Genomic DNA, 20,154 nt, shown 5'->3' on the forward strand with positions numbered 1-20,154 from the left:
GCACTCCACAGTGTCATGAAATCGACAATCGAGGCCGGAGGTGATGCAATGAAAATCAACAGGCCGGATCAGGCCAAAATTTTTCTGCTTGCCTGCAGTTTCCTCGGTGGGCTTTATTGCCTGCTGAATGCCGCCGGGGCGGAGCTGTTTTGCGGCACCCGGGGGTGTGAAATCTATGCGGGCTATGGCCTGTTCGGCCTGTCTTTTTACATCTACGGCTTCGCCGGGTTCCTGGGGATTTTTCTTCTGACCCTTTGGTATCCTAGGCGAGGTGCCCATCTGCTGCTGTCGGTTGCCGTCGGACTGGGGCTCTTCTTCGACACCCTGTTTCTCATCTACCAATCCCTCCTCTGGCCCTGCTCCAGTTGCCATGTGGTCGCCTTGCTGATAGGGCTGACGGCGTTCTTCGCCGTGTTCGGTCTGGAAGTTCCGGGCCGGAAGCTTCTGATCGGAATCGGACTGGTCTGGTCGGTGTTTTTCCTTTTCGTCGGTCTTGCGGTGATCAAGGAAGTCGCCTTTGCGCCCTGGCCGATCTACGGTTCCGCCGAGGCGCCAGTCAAGGTCTATTTTTCTCCGACCTGTCCAGCCTGCGAGGAGGCCGCCCGGAAAATTCTCAATGATCCACAGGCCTCAACCGAGACGGCCTTCTACCCCATCGCCAAAAACACCTCGGATGAAGCCAGGCTTGCCAGGCTTCTCCGGCAACCGGGCGAGACGCGCGATGGCGAAGCGATACTCGGGCTTTTCGCAAAGGAGCCGGACCAACCGGCGACTCTCGGCGCCAGGGAGAAGTTTCTCCTGTTCTGCAACAAAATGGCCCTGGCCAGAAGCGACGCGACCAGAGTCCCCCTGATCGTTTCCCCGGGCATCATGGAAATCGACAGCTTAGATGATGGCCTCTCCCTGCCGGTAGAAAATCTTTGGGGCAGTCCGGTGGGAACGACGACCGACGCTGGCTGCTCGGCCTTTACGGATGATGACGATTGTGAAGAATGATCAGCGCTTATCCCCATCGAAATCCAATGACTATCGCAAATTTTACAACTCGACAGGATATGGAGGAGAATAATGCGGATTACTGTTTATCTTTTGGTCGGTCTTTTTCTGTTCGTTTCGCCGGCCGTTGCATTCAAACAGTTGAGCTCAGAAAAGGCAGATTGTCGCAGCTGCCATACGTTAACCAAGGCCGAGGCGAAAGAGATTTTTACCGGTTTTCAAGGTGAATTGTTGTCTGTAGAACAGGCTGAAATGCCCGGGTTCTGGGAAATCGGTATGAAAATAAAGAATCAGAATGTGCCGCTATATCTGGACTACTCCAAGTCCTACCTGGTCAGTGGCACCATCATACGGCTGAAAGACAGGAAGAACCTGACCGAAGAAAGCTACCGAAAACTCAACCCGGTTGATCTGTCTCGCATCCCGACCGATGATGCCTTACTTCTCGGCAACCCGGCGGCGGCAAAGAAGATCATCGTCTTCACCGACCCCCACTGCCCCTACTGCGTCAAGCTGCACGAGGTTATGAAAGAGGCCGTGGCAAAACGCTCCGACCTGTTGTTTCAGATCAAATTAATGCCGATCAAGCCGAGTTCGAAAAAAGTTGCGGAAACAATCGCCTGCAACGAGTCGATGGAGCAACTCGAAGCCGCCTTTGCCAAGCAAGAGATCCCGGAAGCAAGCTGCGAAAGCAAGGTCATCGAACAAAACCTGGCCGTCGCAAAATCCCTTGGTATCCGCAGTACCCCGACCCTGATTCTGCCGAATGGACAGATCGCTCCTGGTTATAAACCGCTGGATGCACTGCTCGAAATAATTGATCAGGCGGTTGTGAGTCATTGAGCAGCGTGGCCGTTGTTAGCTGCTTCGATCATCCATGAAAAGATCCGATTTAGATATCGCAACTCTTCATGGCGAAAAATACTTAAACAGTGAAAGTAGAGAGGTTAGTTATGCGTTATTTGGTCTTGATTGTCTTGCTCGTGTTGGTAGGCGGTGGAGCCTATATTTATTTCAACCTTCCTTCAACGACGGAGGTGGTTGCAACGGCAGTGGTTTCCGGCGATGTCGCCCCTGACTTTCAGCTCGAAGACACCAAAGGCAACAGAGTCAGCCTGTCTGCATTGCGCGGCAAGGTTGTCATGGTGAACTTCTGGGCGACCTGGTGCCCGCCATGCAAGGAAGAGATGCCTTCGATGGAGAAACTCAATCAGATCATCGCGGGTGAAGATTTTGTCATGCTGGCGATCAACACAGAGGAGAATGGCCGATCTGTTGTTCCGGCATTTTTAAAGAATAATCCGCATGATTTCACCGTCCTTTATGACGACAAGGGGACCGTGCAGCAACAATACGGCGTCTACAGGGTCCCCGAGTCCTTCATCATCCGCAAAGACGGCACAGTCGACAAAAAAGTTATTGGCGCCATCGACTGGGCCAGCCCGAAAACGATTGCCTATTTCAAGGGGCTGGTCAAGGGATAACCAATTGCTACCGCAAGCATCGGACGTCACTTACTGGGTAGCGTTTATCGTCGGGATTCTGTCCTTCATTCAGCTTGATGAAGCGAATCCCGATGCCAAGATCCGCCTGACTGTTTTTCTCCACACCATCTGCTTCCAAGAGCCCTTGAAGCATGTCCCGATTTCTGTCTGACCGCACAACCATGGGCGCAGCCCTTTCCGGGCTGTTGCTTGCGCTGGCCTTTCCTCGGATAGACATGGAGAGTCTCGCCTGGTTCGCCCTGGTGCCACTCTTTTTGGTCATGGAAAGGCGGCCGTACCGGAGCGGATTCGTTGCGGGGGCGGTCTTTTTCGGGGTGATCCTCTACTGGCTGAACATCGCCATGACCACTTACGGCCGGATGCATCCGATCTTTTCCTTCGCCGCCTATCTGCTGTTGGTGCTGTATCTGTCCCTTTTCTGGGGCGCCGCCACCTGGGCGGCCTGCCGATTGAAAAACAAACTCGACTACCCGCTGCCACTGACCCTGCCCGTGCTGTGGACGGCTCTGGAGTTTCTGCGCTCGTTTCTTTTCACCGGCTTTCCCTGGGCCACCCTCGGCTATTCCCAACAGAACCATCTGGTCCTCATCCAGTCGGCGGATCTTTTCGGGGTTTACGGGATCAGTTTTCTGCTGGTTCTTTGCAACGCCACCCTGGCTGGTGCTGCTGCGGCTTGCAAAAACGGTAAGAAGCTCTCATCCCCCAGGAGGGCGGTGGCTTGCACGCTGGTTCTTTTTCTTCTGAACTGGGGGTACGGACAGCTGTGCCTTAAAAACAACCCGGAGGCCAGGGAGGATACGATCACCGTGGCTCTGGCCCAGGGCAACATCGATCAGTCCCTCAAATGGAACCCGGCCTACCGAACCGAGACTGTCGACATCTACGAAGAGCTCTCACTGGGCGCAGCACAGAGCAAAGATACGGATCTTGTTATCTGGCCAGAGAGTGCCACGCCCTTTTATTTTCAGAAAGAGAGTCTTCTTACCGAAAAAGTACGGGGCACCGCCCGCGAAACGGGCGCCCATCTCCTCTTTGGCAGTCCGGCCGTTGAACAGGTCGATGGCCGGCAAAGATATCTGAACAGCGCCTTTCTTCTTTCTCCGTCCGGAGAGAACCTCGGGCGCAGCGATAAGATCCATCTCGTGCCCTTCGGTGAATATGTGCCGCTGAAATCGCTTTTCCCCTTCCTCGACAAGCTGGTGGCGGGGATCGGGGATTTCTCTCCCGGCACGGTCAACCCCTTGTCCATGAACGATCATCAGATCGGGGTACTGGTGTGCTTCGAGGGGATTTTCCCTGAACTGGCCCGCAATTATGTGCGAAAGGGGAGCGATCTATTGGTCAACATCACCAATGACGCCTGGTTCGGGCGCTCCTCGGCACCGGATCAGCACCTGGCCATGACCCGTTTCCGGGCCATCGAAAACCGGATCTGGGTGGCCCGGGCCGCCAATACAGGGATCTCGGCCTTTATCACCCCTTCCGGCCGGGTACAGGGGAAAACGGCGGTGTTTGAGGAGGCGGTGACCGCGGCCCGGGCCGGCCTGGGGGCGGGAAACAGCCTCTATACACGTTTCGGCGATGTTTTCCCCGGACTTTTTCTGACCATCAGTCTCTTCTGGTTGGTCCGTTCTCGCAAGCCTTTCGGGGCAGGTTGACGTAGCAGAGGCACCGGAGATCGACAATGATGATCTCGGTGTCACCTATGCGGTACTTTTCCTCGACTTGAGAGTAGGACTGAAGCGCAGGGCGCATAGAGTCAGTTTTGTTTCTGCCCGAATTTAAAAGGGATGCCGGCGAAGAGTCGGAGGTCCGGCCTCCGACTCTTCGCGCCCAGATCAAAGATAGAATCAGACAACCCCTTCGAACAGTGGGCTCGAGAGATAGCGCTCGCCCGAGTCGGGCAGGATAACCACTATTTTTTTGTTCTTGAACTCGGGCTGCGCGGCCAGGCGGACGGCCACCGCCGCCGCCGCGCCGCAGGAGATGCCGGAGAGGATGCCCTCTTCCTTGGCCAGGCGCCGGGCGTAGTCGATGGCCTCGTCGTTACTGATCTGCTCCACCCGGTCGACCATCGACAGGTCGAGGGTCTCGGGGATGAAGCCGGCGCCGATCCCCTGGATCTTGTGCGGTCCGGGATGCAGTATCTCGCCGGACAGCTTCTGGCTGATGACCGGGCTGTCGGCGGGCTCCACCGCCACCGAGAGGATTTGCTTGCCCTTGGTTTGCTTGATATAGCGGGACACGCCGGTGATGGTGCCGCCGGTGCCCACCCCGGAGATCAGCACATCAATCTCGCCGCCGGTATCTTCCCAGATTTCGGGGCCGGTGGTCCGTTCGTGGATCGCCGGGTTCGCCGGATTCTTGAACTGGTGCAGCAGCACGTAGCGGCTCGGATCGGAGGCGGCCAACTCCTCGGCCGCGGTGACGGCACCGGTCATCCCCTTTGCGCCAGGGGTAAGGATCAGGTTGGCGCCGAAGGCCGCCAGCACCTTGCGTCGCTCGATGCTCATGGTCTCGGGCATGGTCAGGGTGATGGGGATTCCCCGTGCGGCCGCGACGAAGGCCAGGGCGATGCCGGTGTTGCCGCTGGTCGGCTCGACGATCTCCTTGCCGGGGCCGAGCAGCCCCTTCTGTTCGGCGTCCCAGACCATCGAGGCGCCAATGCGGCACTTGACCGAGTAAGCGGGGTTGCGCCCCTCGATCTTACCGAGGACGGTGGCACCTTCTGGGACGATGCGGTTCAGGCTCACCAAAGGGGTGCGGCCGACGGAAAGTGAATTGTCAGTGTAAATAGGGGTCACAGCGTGGGTCACAGCGTGGTTCCTTTCTTTAATCCTTATTGGTTGGGCGGCGTCCTTGGTGGCCGTTGCCGTCATTAGCCCCCACAACCAGTTGATCCTGTAGCGTTCAATGTCAACGCTCGCAAAGCCCGCTTCCATGAAGAGATCCCGGCATTCCTTGGAGCCATATGTTTGGAAATGTGCGCGACTGAAAGCGCGGAGAAAAATGTCACAGACCTGGCACGCAAGATAATCGTCGCACCAGTCGGTGATGACGACTCTACCCGAAGGTTTCGATACCCGAAACATTTCTCGGAGGGCCGCAACCGGGTGCTGAATGAAGTGAAAGACGTTCGTTGAAACTACAACATCAAACGCTGCGTCGCCAAAGGGCAGAGTCTCGGCGTAAGCCTGCTCCAGGTCAATGGCTGCCCCGAGCCTGTGGCGGGCCAGTGTAAGCATATCTCCCGACAGATCGACTCCCGCGAGCCGGGCTCGCGGTGCCGCACGAGACAGCGCCTTCAGCAGTGCTCCCGTTCCGCATCCGACATCCAGAACGCGATCTTCGGGCGCCACGTGAAGTCGCCCCATAGTCTCCCGGATCGAGGCCTCGACATAGAACTTCCAGCGGGCGTCGTACGAAGAGGCGATCCTGGAGTATTCTCGCCGGAGTGGTTCGTATTCGTTCTGGTTCAACCTCGACTGCTCCGTTCAAGCGTCCGCCCAACGCTCATGCTGGCCGGTGGCGTAGGATGGCGCGGCCGGATCATCCCTGCAGCTCCCGTTTCATTCGTTCGAACTCCTCGCGATCGATCTCGCCTGCAGCGTAGCGATGCTTCAAAACCTCCAGCGGCGAAGAGGAGGATGGTGGTGCGGTTCTTTTCTTGCTGAACACTGCCTGAAACAACCAGACGGCCAAAAAAATCATCACTATCCAGAAGGCAAGGTTGACAAACATGCCCCAGGGTCCGTGAAAATAGCTGCCGGGACCGCACAGCCAGCTCTCGCTCCAAAATCTCATCATGGTCCAGATTCCTTTACTTCCCCGGCCGTAAGCCGAGAGATAGACCGTCGAACTTTTTCATAAGCTGTCGATGACCTGCCGCAGTTTACCCCGTACCTGGATCGCGATATCGGCCAGATCGGCGTTGTCGATCGCCTGCATCGTGGCGATGGGATCGACCGCCGCGACCTCGACACGGCCATCCTCATATTCCTGGACGATGACGTTGCAGGGAAGCATGACGCCGATGTGGGCCTCGGCCTGCAGCGCCCGGTAAGCAAAAGGCGGATTACAGGCGCCGAGAATGCGGTATTGTCTGAAATCGACGTCAAGTTTCTTCTTCAGGGTCGCCTGCACATCGATCTCGGTCAGGATGCCGAACCCTTCTTTACCGAGCTCTTCCGTGACTCTGGCGATCGCCTGATCGAAAGATCCGGCAACCGTTTTGCTGATAACGTAGCTCATTTTGTTCCTCTCCTTTACTGAGGATTGCGGCGGAGCGTCCGGGTTGTGAGTTGTCCGCGCGCTCCACACAAAACCTGACCTCTCGTGCTCAAATGGCCACCATGGCATACCCTTTGTTCTGGTAGGCGATGAGGGAAACCAGGCTGTTGCCGACTTTCTTGATCCCGGGCAGCAGCTCGGTGTCTTCCATGCCGACCAGGCTAAGGGCCAGGGAGCAGATTTCCATCTGAACGCCGGCTTTTTTCAACTCGATGATGTTCCAGGAAATCTTATCCATGATCTCTTCCTTGTACTCATTCACCTCAGGGACCTCTTTCATGTCGGCCAGACAGACCACCGAGGCTCCCCGGAAGGTCACGACGATATCGGGCCGCACACCCTGTCGGGTCAGATTCTCGCTGGCATTTCTGATCGCGGTCAAGGCCCGCAACAGCTTTTGCGGATCATCCTTTTTGACATCGAACACCACCTTGGCGGCGGTCATTCCCTGAAGCGCCTCCCGGTCATCGACGGCAAAGCCCGGTCCGGCAGAAACCACCAGGAACAAACCGGCCAGCATCAAACTAAAAAGGTTGCTAAAGCGTGTGTTTTTCATGGCTGCAACTCCTCTTTCAGCGTTATAGGTCACCTTCATCAAAACAGTTACCAGCAACAAGAGCCATAATTTCCGCCGGGCATGCTACGGCTTCTCATCATGTAACCGTCCCGCCTCATGCCGTGTCTCCCGTAACCGTGATCACAACCCTGGTAGTCGCAGGCAAACCAAGAACCGTATCCGCCGCCGGTGATCCGGCTTACCTCCAAATTAGCCTGGTCCAGCTTGGTCCAGTAGGCACGTTCCAGATTGTAGAGCTCGCCCTCGATGGCGTTGAGCCGGCCCACTGTCGTTGCGTCGTCGCTGCGGGCCGCGATCAACTCGGCCTGCTTGGCGTTGAGTTTCTGCTGCAACTCCTGCAGTTGCGGCTGATACGTGCTTTGGATTTCATCGACCTTTTTCTGCTGCTCGGCGGTCAGGGCCTGCCTGCCGGTCGCCGATCCCATTCCGTAGCCTGACCAGCCGTCCATCCAGGCAAAGGCCGGGGTCGTCAAGGCCACCATGGCCAGTATTGCCGTTGCTGCAATCAATTTACGATTGTTCTTCATAGCACTCTCCTTTCCGATTCATGGGGTTGTTGATCCGTTGTCATTGTGGTTATCGGTTGTTTCACTTCGGCCTTCAGGGCCGCGTTGCAAAAGGGACAGTAGTCCCAGGCCTGGTCCACCACCCGGCTGCAACCGGGACAGTTGCTCTTGAGTGTATCCCCGCAGTGAGGACAGCGAAAATAGACCTCCTGCACCGAACCTCCGCATCTGGGACAAGCCTTGGGTGCGAGCCCGCTCGCTGGGGTTCGCCGGCTTAGGAGCCAGGCAGCTCCGCCAAGCAGGGCCAGCAGGAACAGTCCCGGAACGATCCAGCCGCTAAAAAACCAGCCGTTGCTCCAACCAGATCCGCAAAACATGGCCGTTCCCTCTCAGTATCCCGGGTGACCGCAGCCGGCATAATGGCTGTGGGACTGGCTCTGCCCGTGGGTGTGCCCATCCCCATCCCAGCAGCCCCAATGGCCGCAGCCTGAGAGAACCAAAGTTCCTCCGACCAGAGCAACCAGCAGCAGAATCCTCTTTTTCATGGCGACCTCCTCAATGTTCGATTCGTTGCCGAACTAGAATGGCAAGGAGGGTGCCAGGACCCAGGGCAGGGTGCCAAGATCCTGAAATACAACAGGAAGTTAGCCTCCTCGAGTATTCGTGCAGGCTGTTGACCGAAAAATTTTTAGACAGCTTGCCATCCCGGATTCGTGTCTTTTGTCAAAATTTTTGACAACTCAATAGAGGCAAAGTGCTTGACAGGGTGGGGAATACCAGTATAAACATTTTCGAAAACAAGAAAATATATAGAGCAGGATATCGGTCCCGTAGAAGCTACAAGAAGCCACAGAGGAGGAAACACCTTGAACCATTTCAAGCTGACCTGGAAAAACATCGTCCGCCGCAAGAGCCGCTTTTTCTTTACCCTCTCCGCGATCGCCGTGGGTATCGCCTCTCTGGTGACGCTGCTGTCATTAGGCACGGGGCTGGAAACGGAGATCCGCAAGCAAGCGGATGTTCTGGGCGCGAATCTGGTGGTTACACCCCGGGGCTGGTGCGCCTACGAACAGATTTCCGTCCTCACCGGGGAGACCTTGCCCGAAGCCATTCCCAACGAGGATGTGGAAAAAATCGCCGCACTCGAAGGACTGACTGCTTTCCCCTACCTGACCCAACGCACCGCCCTCAGGAACCAGCCGGTCCCGCTGCTCGGGATTCTGCCGGCCGAGATGAAACAGTTCAAGGGCTGGCAGGTCGGTCAGGGACGCTACCTGCTGGATGATGCCAATGTGGTGATAGGTTCCGGTATTGCCCGACAATTCGAACTGAAATCCGGAGACCAGCTTACGGTCAGGGGTCAGGAGTTCTCGATCAGCGGGGTTTTGCAGGAAGTCGGCAACAGCGATGATCTGGCCATCTATATGGAGCTTGCCACCGTCCAGCAGCTTTATGCGGTAGGTGACAAGGTTTCCTTCATCGCGGTGAAGGTGGATGACATCACCCGGATCGACCAATACATTCTGGATATCCAGGAGGTCGCCAATGTTGCGGTCTCCTCCGACAAGCAGCTTCTCAAATCGGTACTGGCCATCGTCGGCAGCGTTGGCAGTGCGCTGCAGTTGATTGCGGCGGTCGCCATCCTGACCGCCTTTTTCGGCATCGTCAACACCATGATGACCGCCATTTACGAGCGCAGGCGGGAGATCGGCATTCTTCAGGCCATCGGCTCCAAGAAGAGGACCATCTTCTCCCTCTTCCTGTATGAATCGGCCTTCTATGGTCTGTTGGGCGGGATCGTCGGAGTCGTGGTCGGTTTTGTCTTCTCCTACTTCGCCGCCCCGTATATCGGTCAGAACGAATTTACCGCCTTTCTTGGCAGTGAGCAGAGCGTGCAGCTCTTCAGCGCCGGGATCACGCTAAAAGCCCTGACCTTCTCGATATTGGTTTCTGCCCTGGCCGGAGTCTACCCGGCGCGGCAGGCCTGCAAACTCAGCCCCGTGGAGGCCATCAGCTATGAATAACGCCATCATCCGTACCGAAAAGCTCTCCAAGATCTACGACACCGGATTTCGGACGATCGCCCTGCAGGACGTCGATCTGCAGATACCCAAAGGGAGCCTCTCCTGCATCATGGGACCATCAGGCCACGGCAAGAGCACCTTGCTGCATCTGATCGGCGGCCTAGACCGGCCGACCTCGGGAAAAGTTTTTCTCGATGATATGGAGCTGACCTCCGTCGATGGCAATCGCCTGGCGGAAATTCGCTCCAGGAAGATGGGCTTCGTGTTCCAATTCTTCAACCTGCTGCCCGTGCTGACCGCGTTGGAAAACGTCCAGGTCGCCATGATGTTGGCAGGAATATCGAAAAAGGAACAGGAAGAGCGGGCCACCGAGCTGCTCAACCTGGTGGGCCTTGAAGATAAACTGCAGTCTAAGCCGAACCAGCTCTCCGGCGGTCAGCGGCAGCGGGTGGCCATCGCCCGGGCACTAGCCAACGACCCTGAGATCCTGCTGATGGATGAACCGAGCGGCAACCTCGACAGCCGCTCGGAAGGGGAACTGCTAGAGAACATCCGCAAGATCAATGAACAGGGGAAAACCGTCGTCATCGTCACCCATTCGGAGACCGTCGCCGCCATGGCGCAGGAGACCTTTTGCATCCGTGACGGGGAGCTGGCGGTCGACGGAGGAAATTCATACACACCAACGAACGCGGAGGATAGAAACATGAGCGTATTTGGGAAGTGGGGCATAGTCGGATTGCTTGCGGTGTTGCTGGGCGCGGGCCTGACCCTGGGCATGGGGAGTCGGCCCGGGACCCCGGGCCAGGCAGGGGCACTGGATGTCAACAGCGTGGCTTCCGACCCCTCCGCCTATAAAGGCGCCATCAAGGTGAGAGGCGTCGTTGCCGACACCTCGCCTGCCGATTCCACCTTCGTCCTGATTGACATCCGGGAGTACAAGGCCTGCGGGGTCGTGACCTGCGCTTCCAAGTTCGTGCCGGTGCGCTATGCGGGACCCCCGCCAAAGGTGAAAGAGGAGCTGGTGGTCACGGGGGAGATGGTTCCCTCACCAAAGGGTTATGTCCTGGAAGGGAAAGAACTCCAAAGATTGGGGAAATAATGAAAACACAAGCTAAAGCCAACGCCGGCGAAGAGACCTGCAAGGTCGTCTGTTTTAACGAAGAGCTGATCAGTGAGATAAATGATTCGATGATCGCCGCGGAGGAGCTGCGGGATCTGGCCGAGTTTTACAAGCTTCTCGGCAGTCCCGTCCGGCTGAAAATCATCTTCGCCCTGGGCAAGGGAGAGCTGTGCGTCTGCGATCTGGCCCACATCCTCGGCCTTTCCATGCCGGCGACCAGCCAACAGTTGAAACTGCTGCGCCAGCAGGGGATCCTCAACCATCGCAACGACGGGCGCATGGCCTATTATTCCCTGGCCAAACCCCGGTTATTTGAAGTGATCCAGGGGGATGTGGCGTTTGTTGCGAAATAGGCTCGGGTCGGTAGTCACCCCAACCTGTATTCCCTGAGCTTGTTCTGCAGGGTCTGGCGGGTGATGCCGAGAATCTCGGCGGCGCGGGTGCGGTTGCCGTCGGTCTGGGCGAGGGTAGCCCGGATGAGGTCCTTCTCCATCTCCTTGAGAGTGTGCCCGGGGCGCAGGGCGAAGGGGCGCACTGTGCTTGCAGCCGCCTCGCGGACGGAAACGGGAAGCTCGCGCAGGCCGATCTGCTCGCCGAGGCAGAGGATGACCGCCCGCTCCAGGGTGTTTTCCAGTTCGCGGATGTTGCCGGGCCAGGCGTAGGCGAGCAGGGCATCCAGGGCTTCGGGATGAAGGCCGCGGATGTCCTTGCGGTTTTTAGCACTGTACTTTTCCAGAAAATGCCCGGCCAGTGTCGGGATGTCTTCTGGGCGCTCGCGCAAGGGGGGTAGTTCCAGGGGAACGACACTGAGCCGGAAGAAAAGGTCTTGGCGGAAGCTGCCCTCTGCCACCATCTGTTGCAGGTCCTTGTGGGTGGCCGCAAGCAGGCGCACGTCGACCCTGATAGATTTGGTGCCGCCGAGCCGTTCGAACTCTCCCTCCTGCAGCACCCGCAGAATCTTGGCCTGGGTGGTGAGGCTCATGTCGCCGATCTCGTCGAGAAACAAGGTCCCCTTGTGGGCCAGCTCGAAGCGCCCCTTGCGTTGCTCGGCGGCGCCGGTGAAAGCTCCCTTTTCGTGGCCGAACAGCTCGCTCTCCAGCAGGTTTTCGTGCAGCGCCGCGCAGTTGACCTTGACGAAGGGGCCGTCCGAACGAGGGCTGTTCTGGTGGACGGCATTTGCGACCAGCTCCTTGCCGGTCCCCGACTCGCCGGTGATCAGCACGGTGGCATCTGACGGGGCGACCAGGACCAGGGTCTCGAAGAGTTCGCGCATCGGGCGGCTGCTGCCGATGATGTTGCCGAAGTCGAACTTTTCGCCGAGCCGCTCCTTGAGGGCGGCATTTTCCTGCTGCAGGCGCTCGAAACTCAGGGCCCGCTCAACCGTCAGGGCCAGCTCCGAAGCATCCACCGGCTTGGTGACATAGTCGAAGGCGCCTTTTTTCATCGCTTCCACGGCATTTTCCACTGAGGAGAAGGCGGTGATGATGATGACCGGCAGCTCCGGTTTCACTTCCTGGATCGCCTCAAGGGCTTCCATCCCTCCGACCCGCTTCATCTTCAGGTCGAGCAGGACAAGATCGAACTCGCGCTCCCGGGCCAGATGAATGGCTACATCCCCGTCGTCGGCCTCGACGATTTCGTACCCCTCGCCGCCTAGGTGGGCCTTGAGCATGGTGCGGTGGGCGACATCGTCGTCGACCACAAGAATAACGGCTTTAGCTTTTTCCATATTCCGGCTCCTTCCGGCTTCGCATGAGTTCCCCAATCAGCAGTAAGGTGACGCCGGTGGTGATGGCAACGTCAGCGACATTGAAGACTCCGGTGCGCAGCCCTCCCAGACCCAGGTTCAGGAAGTCGACGACGGCGCCGTCGTTAACTACCCGGTCATAAAGGTTGCTGAGTCCTCCGCCCAGCACCAGAGACAGAGCCCCCACACCGACAGGGCGCAAGCTCCTTGAGGAGAGGGTCCAGACCAGCACGCCCAGCAATACCGCCCCGACCGCCATGATAAAGACCCAGAAACGCGCCGATTCCGGCAGACCTGAACCCATTCCCAGAAAGGCGCCGGGATTTTCCGCATACTGCAGGCGAAACAGGTCCCCCAAAAACGACAGTTCGGGAGAGCCGGCCAGGTACTCTCTGGCGACCGCCTTTGTGATCCGGTCGCAACCGACGCAGGAGAGAATGACCGGGGCCATCAGCAGGATTCTTCTTATTATCGTCATCCGTTTGTCCTCATGCTCCAACGTTTCACGCTGGACTTCCAATCTCTTTGCGTTGTGCCGGCTCCCGGGGAAGAATGACCTCGACCCGGGTGCCCTTTTCCGGCGCGCTTTCCACCTCGATGCGGCCGCCGTGCTGCTCCACGATCTGCTGGACCATCGCCAGCCCCAGTCCGGTGCCGGTCTTGCGGGTAGTGAAGAAGGGGTCGAACATCCGCGACCGTTCTTCCGGGGCCATCCCTTTGCCGGTGTCCTCCACCCAGAAGCGGATCTCCGCATCCTGCTCTCGTGCCCCGAGACGGATTTCCCCTCCGGCTTCGGTGGCGGCCCGGGCGTTCTGCAGCAGGTTGATCAGCACCTGGGTCAGCAGGTCGGAATCGGCTGTGAAGTTGACCCTCTCGGCGGGCGGGTCGAGCTGAAAGGTCAGGTTCCGGGCCGCCAGATCGTCCTGCAGCAGCCGTGCGGTGCGGCGCAGCAGATCGCCCAGGTCGATCTCCGCCGGTTCCGGCTCCCGCGGCCGGGCGAACTGCAGCAGGGCGGAGATGGTGCGATTGAGCCGGTCGACCTCGCCGACCATCAGTTCGGCGTACTCCCCGGCGTGCGGGTCCTTTGCTCCGAGTTTGGCAAAATACTGGGCAAAGCCGCGCAGGGTTCCCAAGGGGTTGCGGATTTCGTGGGCGATGCCGGCCGCCATGCGCCCGAGAGTGGCGTGCCGCCGGGAGCGCTCCAGCGCCTCTTCCATGGCCTTGATCTCACGCAGGTCCCGGACAACCAGCACGGTCCCCAGCGGCTCTCCGTCCCGGTCTGTCAGGCGCGAGGCGCTCACCTTGACCGGGATGCTCTCGCCGTTCGGCCGACGGCATTCCATCGGCCGCTCAACAAATTCGCGGCCTTCGCGAATCAGCGGCGCAATCTCGCAGCGCTCGGCTCCGGTCAGGGCTTCCAGGGGTCTGCCCTCGGCGGCCTCTCCCTGTTGGCCGAAGATCCCCCGGGCCTTGTCGTTGAGAGAGACGATGCGGCCTTGGTTGTCCAGGGTGATCAGCCCGGCGGGCATGCTGTCGATGACGTTGCGGGTGTAAAGCTCCATGTTGGCCAGGGTGGTTTTGGCCACCCGGCTCTGCTGTGAAAGGAAGAGGAAATAAAACCCGGTCGACCCCAGAAGCAGCAGAAGCCCGCCCATGAGCAGGCTCTGGCGGACATCTTCGTCGCGGGCCGCTTCGAACTCGCTGGTGTAAAGTCCCACGAAAACCACCCGGCGGCCAACCTCCTCGCCCGGTGCGCAGCCCATTCCGCACCACCTCTGCCAGCGCCCCATCATCCCTTCACGGCCGGCGCCTTCCGGCAAAACCGGGTTGAACTCCCTGGCGACTTCGAACACGGACCGGCCGGCGCCATCCTTCGTCCGGCGGGTGCGGGGCTGCTCCTGCGCCAGAACTTGTGCAACCGGCAGGATATCGTCGCTGCTACGCCTCTCGCCTGCCGCCGTCAGCAGTCGACCGGAGGCGTCGGCAACGATGACATAGGCGACCGAATCGGATCGGGCCGTCTCCCGCACCAGGGTCGCCAGGGAGTTGCCTTCCCAGTTCATCATCATGGAGGTGCGGGCCCCCGCCTCGAAGGCGCGAATGAGGGTCAGACCTTCCTCCCGCAGGAAGTTCTCCATCAGGCGCTCTTCGCGATCCAGATTGCGCCAGGTGACCGCGCCGAGGATCATGGCCAGGATGATGGCGGCAAGAATGAGCCCCAGGGCCGGCAGGGAGAGTCGTTTGGGTTGGTGCGATGCTGGAATCATTTTCTTGCCGATGAAAACCTTTTTCAATTTCTTCTTGACAGAGAAAGGCCATGAAGGGTAAAAAGCCAGAAACGATTGAACGATTATTCACACAAACGGACAACATGTCAAAAGATATCTGTCAGATAATTTACGTGGATGACGAACGGGTTGCACGGGCCCGGGCCAGGATGCACGACGAGCAGACCATTGCAGATCTGGCCGAAACCTTCAAGGTCCTCAGCGAGCCGACGCGGGTGCGCATTCTCCATGCCCTCTCCGAGGAGGAGCTGTGCGTCTGCGACATTTCCGCAGTCGTCCAAATGTCTTCATCGGCTGTCTCCCACCAGCTGCGTATCCTGCGCACTGCCCGTTTGGTCAGGTCGAGAAAAGACGGCAAGATGGTTTATTACTCCCTCGACGACGAGCATGTCCGCAACCTCTTTGAGGAAGGCATCCGCCACTTAAAAGAGAAGTAATTCCTTTTTTTACCCCAACGCTTGAACATATCTTCACGCGTTCAAAATAAGCACTAAATTTACCTGGAGGTAGACATGAGTCAAAAGAGAGGTTGCGGCTGCCAGGGCGGCCAGACCAGCGAAGAGAGCGGGCTCAAAAAGATCGTCATGGTGGGCAACCCCAACGTGGGCAAGAGCGCCCTGTTCAACCGCCTGACCGGCTCTTACGTGGTGGTTTCCAACTACCCTGGGACTACGGTTGAGATGTCCCGGGGCAAGTGCCGAATCGGCACCGAAGAGTTCAATGTCGAAGATACGCCCGGGATGTATTCCCTGCTGCCGATCACCGAAGAAGAGCGCGTCAGCCGGGACATCCTGCGGGACGGCGGGGCCGATGTGGTGCTGCAGGTGGTCGACGCCAAGAACCTCAAGCGGATGCTCTCGCTCACCCTGCAGCTGGTCGAGGCCGACCTGCCGGTGGTGCTGGTCCTCAACATGATCGATGAAGCCGAGCGCCTCGGCATCCGCATCGATACCGCATTGCTGGAGCAGAAGCTGGGCATTCCGGTCGTGGCCATCTCGGCCCTCTCCGGCAAAGGTGTCGACACCCTGAAAGAGAAAATCGCCTCCTACCGTCACCCGCAAGAAACTCCGGAGATTTATTACGGCGAAACTATCGAGGGGGCACTGAACGCCCTGGCCCCGATCATGCCGGTCGACCGTGGTCTATCCCAGCGGGCTCTGGCCCTGTTGCTGATCCAGGGCGATGCGGCCATTGCCGAAGAGGAGCGAGCCTTGGAAGGGCGATCGACCGATTTTCTCGACGCCACGTTAGCGGAGCTGGAAGAAAAGCTGGAGGAGCCCGCCAGTTATGCTGTGCCGATGATTCTCCATCAAAGTGCTGTCAACATTTGCACCGAAACCTTTGCGCCGCCGGCCAGCAAAAGCAAATCCTTCGCTAATCGCCTCAGCAGCTGGACCATGCGACCGCTGACGGGTGTCCCAATCCTGCTGCTGGTCCTTTATTTTGGTCTGTATAAGTTCGTTGGCGACTTCGGTGCCGGGACCATCGTTGATTTTCTGGAGGCCGATATTTTTGAGGTCTACCTCAACCCCTGGATCAACGGCCTGCTCACCACTTACGTCCCCTGGGCGCCGGTGCGCGACCTGATCGGCATGGATTACGGCATCGTCACCCTGGGCATTCGTTATGCCATCGCCATCATCCTGCCGATCGTCGGCACCTTCTTCATCGCCTTTTCGATCATTGAGGATACCGGTTATCTGCCGCGCCTGGCGCTTCTGGTCGACCGGATCTTCAAAAAGATCGGCCTCAATGGACGGGCGGTCATCCCCATGACTCTCGGCTTCGGCTGCGATACCATGGCGACCATGGTCACCCGCACCCTGGAAACCAAACGGGAGCGGATCATCGCCACTTTGCTACTGGCCCTGGCGATCCCTTGCAGCGCCCAGCTCGGGGTCATTCTCGGCATGGTCGCGGAAAAGCCGGCCGCCATGGCGGTCTGGGCCGGCTTCATGCTCTTCATCTTCCTCTTTGTCGGCTTCCTGACCGCCCGGCTGATGCCCGGCGACCGCCCGAACTTCTACATGGAGGTCCCGCCCCTGCGCATGCCTCGTCCGGGAGCGGTCTTCATGAAGACCTACACCCGCATGCAGTGGTACTTCGTGGAGATCCTGCCGCTCTTCATCCTGGCCAGCGTCCTGATCTGGCTGGGGAAAATCACCGCAACCTTCGATGTCGTCGTTTCCTGGCTCTCCCATGTGATGGGCTGGATCGGCTTGCCGAAAGAAGCTGCAGTCGCCTTCCTGTTCGGTTTTTTCCGCCGCGACTACGGCGCCGCCGGCCTCTACGACCTGCAGCAGGCCGGCGCCCTGACCGGCAACCAGCTGGCCGTGGCGGTGATCACCCTGACCCTGTTCGTCCCCTGCGTCGCCCAGTTCTTGATGATGAAAAAGGAGCGGGGACTCAAGATGGCCTGCGCCATGGCCCTGTTCATCTTTCCCTTCGCCTTTGCGGTCGGTGGCCTGGTGAATGCCTTGCTCAATCTCACCGGGATTCTGCTGTGATCTGCCCTTTCTGCCGCAAGGAGTTCGTCGCGAAGGACGCCAAGAAGGAGTGCCGGAGCTGCTCGTCCTTCGGCGGCTGCCAGAAGGTCAAATGCCCTTTCTGCGGCTACGAATCGCCCCGCGAGCCGGAATTTGTTGAAACATTACGCGAGTTAAAAAAAGAAATTCAGGAGAAAAATCGATGCCGATAAATGAACGGATTGAAGAAGCGCTGGAGGTTCTGTGGGTCTGTCTGGTGGATGCCAACCCGCAGCTGAACACGGAAAGCCAGTTGAGCGAGAAACTGGAGATCCCCCTCGACCGGCTGGTTCAGAAGGGGCTGGTGGAATCCAAGAATGAGTCCGTCCACTTTACCCCGGCGGGAAAGCAGGAAGCCGAGCGGGCCATCCGCCGGCACCGCCTTTCGGAGCGCCTGTTCCACGACATCATCGAAACCGACCAAGCGGATATGGAAGAGGCCGCCTGCCAGGTGGAGCACATCGTTAAAAAAGGAATCGAAGAGAAAATCTGCCGCCTGCTGGGGCACCCTGAAACCTGTCCCCACGGCAAGCCGATTCCTCCCGGGGACTGCTGCCGCAAGGCCCGCGAGACGAAAGAGAAATTCGTTGCCCCCCTGGCCAGTCTGAAACCGGGGGAGACCGGGACGATTGCCTACATCAAGGCGGGCGATTCGAAGAAGCTGCAAAAGCTGATGGCCATGGGCGTGCTTCCCGGCAATGCCATCGAATTGAACGCCAATTTCCCATCCTTTGTCTTTTCGGTCGATTACAGCCAGTATGCGGTCGATGCCGACATGGCCTCGGCGATCGTTGTCAAAAGAGGCGAATCCGGGAGTTGATTATGTTTGAGACTGTTACGGGTATCCTTATCGAGTGCTGGGAAATCCTGGTCGAGTCGGCCCCTTATGTGCTGTTCGGATTTTTCGCCGCCGGGGTGCTCAAGGCTCTGCTGCCTGAGGAAACGGTGGCCCGGCACCTGGGGAAGAACAGCACCGCCTCGGTGCTCAAGGCTTCGCTGTTCGGCATTCCCCTGCCACTTTGCTCCTGCGGGGTGATCCCCGCGGCCATCGGCTTGCGCAAACAAGGGGCAAGCAAGGGGGCCTCGGCGGCGTTCCTGGTTTCGGTTCCCGAAACCGGCGTCGACTCCATCGCCATCACCTACGCCCTACTCGACCCGATCATGACTGTGGTGCGGCCTGTGGCCTCCTTCATCACCGCCACGGTGACCGGGCTGCTGATCAATCGCCTCCCAGAAGATGGACCTGAGCCTGCCGGGTCCGGCAGCAGGAAAGGTGACGGGAGCTGCGGCTGCGCCTCCTCCTGCCGTGGGAATCTGACCGCCCCGGAACCCCGGCCACCTCTCGGTCGCCGCTTGCGAAACGGTCTCGCCTACGCCTTCGGCGATCTGCTAGGGGACATAGGCAAGTGGCTGCTATTGGGCATCTCCATCGCCGGGGTGGTCGCCTACTTCGTTCCGGACGACTTCTTCACCCGCTATCTCGGCAATGAACTTTTGTCTCTGCTAATCATGCTCGGAGTGGGGATTCCCCTCTACATCTGTGCCAGCGCTTCGACCCCAGTGGCAGCAGCCTTAGTCCTCAAGGGACTCTCTCCGGGTGCAGCACTGGTCTTTCTGCTGGCCGGACCGGCCACCAATGCGGCAACCATCACTGTGGTCGCCCGTTATTTCGGTCGGGCAGCGACTATCGTCTACCTGTGCTCGATCGCCCTCTGCTCCTTGGCTCTTGGGTGGCTCACCAACCGCATCTACGCCTGGAGCGGACTCGATATCACGCGGTGGGTGAGCGAGGTCGGCGCGGCTGCCGATTCCCCTATGATGGTGGCTGCGGCCGTGGCACTTCTGCTGCTTCTGGCGCGATGCTACTGGCCGCGCGGAAAAGACGCAGATTGTGGATGCCAGACCTCCGAAGCCGACGGCACCTGAAGCCCCTCCTGCTGACCGGCGGTTCGTCGGTCCAAATGTCTGAACTACCTAAAACAGGCAATTGATTGCGGCGATCCAGCCCCCGGTACTGTATCGCCTCGGCCAAATGCTGCTGATGGATATTTTCTTCTCCCACCAGATAAGCAATCGTCCGTGCCACCTTGAGGATACGACTGTAGCTACGTGCCGACAGCCCCAGCTTGTCGGTGACCATCTCCAGCAGTTTCTGCCCCTGGTCGTCCACCGGGCAGAATTTGCGGATATGCCGGGCGGCCATGGCGGCGTTGGCGTGCAGGCCATAGGGAGCAAGACGCTCGCGCTGGATCGTGCGGGCTTTTTCTACCCGGGCACGGATGGTTGCCGAAGATTCCCCTTCGACCGGATCGGCCAGATCCTTGTGCGGCACCCGTGGGACATCGATCTGCAGGTCGATTCTATCCAGCAATGGTCCTGACAATCGCCGCCGATAACTTTGGATGTCGTGCGGTGTACAAGTACATAAGTTACTGAAATCACCGAGGAATCCACACTTGCAGGGTTGCGTGTATCTTTTCCTACTTTTCTGAAGCAGCCAACCAAGCCCACAAAATCGAAATTCCCCTTCAAATTCAACCACTTTCCGAGTTCGCTCAAGAACCGGTCACCCT

The 20,154-nt window shown here is 58.7% G+C and carries 22 protein-coding genes and 1 pseudogene; 11 read left to right on the forward strand and 12 right to left on the reverse strand.

Annotation, left to right across the window (positions count from 1 at the left end; translation table 11 throughout):
* Nucleotides 1-48: 48 nt before the first annotated feature.
* The 4 genes from DBW_RS01220 to lnt all read left to right on the forward strand — a co-directional run bounded on the left by DBW_RS01220 (nucleotide 49) and on the right by lnt (nucleotide 4,159).
* Complete coding sequence (locus tag DBW_RS01220) at nucleotides 49-996, forward strand: hypothetical protein (protein ID WP_066723082.1); 948 nt, start codon at nucleotides 49-51, stop codon at nucleotides 994-996.
* A 72-nt stretch (nucleotides 997-1,068) separates the two neighbouring features.
* Complete coding sequence (locus tag DBW_RS01225; protein ID WP_066723084.1) at nucleotides 1,069-1,839, forward strand: DsbC family protein; 771 nt, start codon at nucleotides 1,069-1,071, stop codon at nucleotides 1,837-1,839.
* Nucleotides 1,840-1,949: 110 nt separating this feature from the next.
* A complete protein-coding gene (locus DBW_RS01230; protein WP_066723086.1) occupies nucleotides 1,950-2,480 on the forward strand; it encodes a TlpA disulfide reductase family protein in 531 nt (176 codons plus the stop codon).
* A gap of 182 nt (nucleotides 2,481-2,662) precedes the next feature.
* Nucleotides 2,663-4,159 (forward strand): apolipoprotein N-acyltransferase, encoded by a 1,497-nt coding sequence (gene lnt, locus DBW_RS01235; RefSeq protein ID WP_231875432.1) that lies wholly within the window; start codon nucleotides 2,663-2,665, stop codon nucleotides 4,157-4,159.
* A 192-nt stretch (nucleotides 4,160-4,351) separates the two neighbouring features.
* On the opposite strand, the gene cysK is transcribed toward lnt, so the two are convergent.
* The 8 genes and pseudogenes from cysK to DBW_RS18345 form a co-directional block, all read right to left on the reverse strand.
* On the reverse strand, nucleotides 4,352-5,305 hold the full coding sequence (cysK, locus tag DBW_RS18870) for a cysteine synthase A (protein WP_066729609.1): 954 nt from the start codon (nucleotides 5,303-5,305) through the stop codon (nucleotides 4,352-4,354).
* 129 nt (nucleotides 5,306-5,434) lie between these two features.
* A pseudogene (locus DBW_RS19200) lies at nucleotides 5,435-5,875 on the reverse strand (class I SAM-dependent methyltransferase); the annotation flags it as partial.
* Nucleotides 5,876-6,050: 175 nt separating this feature from the next.
* The gene (locus DBW_RS01245; protein ID WP_066723091.1) at nucleotides 6,051-6,308 is read right to left on the reverse strand and encodes an SHOCT domain-containing protein; all 258 of its coding nucleotides are present in this window, start codon (nucleotides 6,306-6,308) and stop codon (nucleotides 6,051-6,053) included.
* Between the two features lie 57 nt (nucleotides 6,309-6,365).
* Nucleotides 6,366-6,752 carry a DUF302 domain-containing protein gene (locus DBW_RS01250; protein WP_066723093.1) on the reverse strand — a complete coding sequence of 129 codons (387 nt, stop codon included), beginning with the start codon at nucleotides 6,750-6,752 and terminating at the stop codon, nucleotides 6,366-6,368.
* 88 nt (nucleotides 6,753-6,840) lie between these two features.
* Nucleotides 6,841-7,386 (reverse strand): DsrE family protein, encoded by a 546-nt coding sequence (locus DBW_RS01255; RefSeq protein ID WP_082820116.1) that lies wholly within the window; start codon nucleotides 7,384-7,386, stop codon nucleotides 6,841-6,843.
* Between the two features lie 8 nt (nucleotides 7,387-7,394).
* The gene (locus DBW_RS01260; protein ID WP_066723098.1) at nucleotides 7,395-7,895 is read right to left on the reverse strand and encodes a periplasmic heavy metal sensor; all 501 of its coding nucleotides are present in this window, start codon (nucleotides 7,893-7,895) and stop codon (nucleotides 7,395-7,397) included.
* A complete protein-coding gene (locus DBW_RS19205) occupies nucleotides 7,892-8,251 on the reverse strand; it encodes a double zinc ribbon domain-containing protein (protein ID WP_157471680.1) in 360 nt (119 codons plus the stop codon). Before DBW_RS19205 ends, DBW_RS01260 begins: the two co-directional genes overlap by 4 nt.
* Nucleotides 8,252-8,263: 12 nt before the next feature.
* Nucleotides 8,264-8,419 carry a hypothetical protein gene (locus DBW_RS18345; RefSeq protein WP_157471682.1) on the reverse strand — a complete coding sequence of 52 codons (156 nt, stop codon included), beginning with the start codon at nucleotides 8,417-8,419 and terminating at the stop codon, nucleotides 8,264-8,266.
* A 321-nt stretch (nucleotides 8,420-8,740) separates the two neighbouring features.
* Between DBW_RS18345 and DBW_RS01265 the strand changes: the two genes are divergently transcribed.
* The 3 genes from DBW_RS01265 to DBW_RS01275 are packed head-to-tail and all read left to right on the forward strand — an operon-like array spanning nucleotide 8,741 to nucleotide 11,374.
* Nucleotides 8,741-9,898, forward strand: coding sequence for an ABC transporter permease (locus tag DBW_RS01265; RefSeq protein WP_066723100.1), 1,158 nt, complete (start codon nucleotides 8,741-8,743; stop codon nucleotides 9,896-9,898).
* Nucleotides 9,891-11,000 (forward strand): ABC transporter ATP-binding protein, encoded by a 1,110-nt coding sequence (locus DBW_RS17960; protein WP_082820117.1) that lies wholly within the window; start codon nucleotides 9,891-9,893, stop codon nucleotides 10,998-11,000. Before DBW_RS01265 ends, DBW_RS17960 begins: the two co-directional genes overlap by 8 nt.
* Entirely contained in the window at nucleotides 11,000-11,374 is a 375-nt protein-coding gene (locus DBW_RS01275) for an ArsR/SmtB family transcription factor (protein ID WP_066723104.1), read from the forward strand. Before DBW_RS17960 ends, DBW_RS01275 begins: the two co-directional genes overlap by 1 nt.
* 14 nt (nucleotides 11,375-11,388) lie before the next feature.
* On the opposite strand, the gene DBW_RS01280 is transcribed toward DBW_RS01275, so the two are convergent.
* The 3 genes from DBW_RS01280 to DBW_RS01290 are packed head-to-tail and all read right to left on the reverse strand — an operon-like array spanning nucleotide 11,389 to nucleotide 15,062.
* Nucleotides 11,389-12,750, reverse strand: a complete 1,362-nt coding sequence (locus DBW_RS01280; RefSeq protein ID WP_066723107.1) for a sigma-54-dependent transcriptional regulator — start codon at nucleotides 12,748-12,750, stop codon at nucleotides 11,389-11,391.
* Nucleotides 12,737-13,246, reverse strand: coding sequence for a signal peptidase II (gene lspA, locus DBW_RS01285; protein WP_197463701.1), 510 nt, complete (start codon nucleotides 13,244-13,246; stop codon nucleotides 12,737-12,739). Before lspA ends, DBW_RS01280 begins: the two co-directional genes overlap by 14 nt.
* A gap of 25 nt (nucleotides 13,247-13,271) precedes the next feature.
* On the reverse strand, nucleotides 13,272-15,062 hold the full coding sequence (locus tag DBW_RS01290; protein ID WP_066723109.1) for a two-component system sensor histidine kinase NtrB: 1,791 nt from the start codon (nucleotides 15,060-15,062) through the stop codon (nucleotides 13,272-13,274).
* Nucleotides 15,063-15,139: 77 nt separating this feature from the next.
* Between DBW_RS01290 and DBW_RS01295 the strand changes: the two genes are divergently transcribed.
* The 4 genes from DBW_RS01295 (at nucleotide 15,140) to DBW_RS01315 (ending at nucleotide 19,507) form a co-directional block, all read left to right on the forward strand.
* The gene (locus DBW_RS01295; protein ID WP_066729613.1) at nucleotides 15,140-15,493 is read left to right on the forward strand and encodes a winged helix-turn-helix domain-containing protein; all 354 of its coding nucleotides are present in this window, start codon (nucleotides 15,140-15,142) and stop codon (nucleotides 15,491-15,493) included.
* 75 nt (nucleotides 15,494-15,568) lie between these two features.
* The gene (gene feoB, locus DBW_RS01300) at nucleotides 15,569-17,563 is read left to right on the forward strand and encodes a ferrous iron transport protein B (protein ID WP_066723110.1); all 1,995 of its coding nucleotides are present in this window, start codon (nucleotides 15,569-15,571) and stop codon (nucleotides 17,561-17,563) included.
* 181 nt (nucleotides 17,564-17,744) lie between these two features.
* Nucleotides 17,745-18,401: a metal-dependent transcriptional regulator gene (locus DBW_RS01310; protein WP_066723120.1), complete on the forward strand. Its 657-nt coding sequence runs from the start codon at nucleotides 17,745-17,747 to the stop codon at nucleotides 18,399-18,401.
* A gap of 2 nt (nucleotides 18,402-18,403) precedes the next feature.
* The gene (locus DBW_RS01315; RefSeq protein WP_066723122.1) at nucleotides 18,404-19,507 is read left to right on the forward strand and encodes an SO_0444 family Cu/Zn efflux transporter; all 1,104 of its coding nucleotides are present in this window, start codon (nucleotides 18,404-18,406) and stop codon (nucleotides 19,505-19,507) included.
* On the opposite strand, the gene DBW_RS17965 is transcribed toward DBW_RS01315, so the two are convergent.
* Nucleotides 19,395-20,123: an ATP-binding protein gene (locus tag DBW_RS17965; protein WP_231875366.1), complete on the reverse strand. Its 729-nt coding sequence runs from the start codon at nucleotides 20,121-20,123 to the stop codon at nucleotides 19,395-19,397. The two genes, DBW_RS01315 and DBW_RS17965, sit on opposite strands and share 113 nt — an antisense overlap.
* Nucleotides 20,124-20,154 lie beyond the last annotated feature (31 nt).

The organism is Desulfuromonas sp. DDH964 (assembly GCF_001611275.1).
Lineage (GTDB): Bacteria > Desulfobacterota > Desulfuromonadia > Desulfuromonadales > DDH964 > DDH964.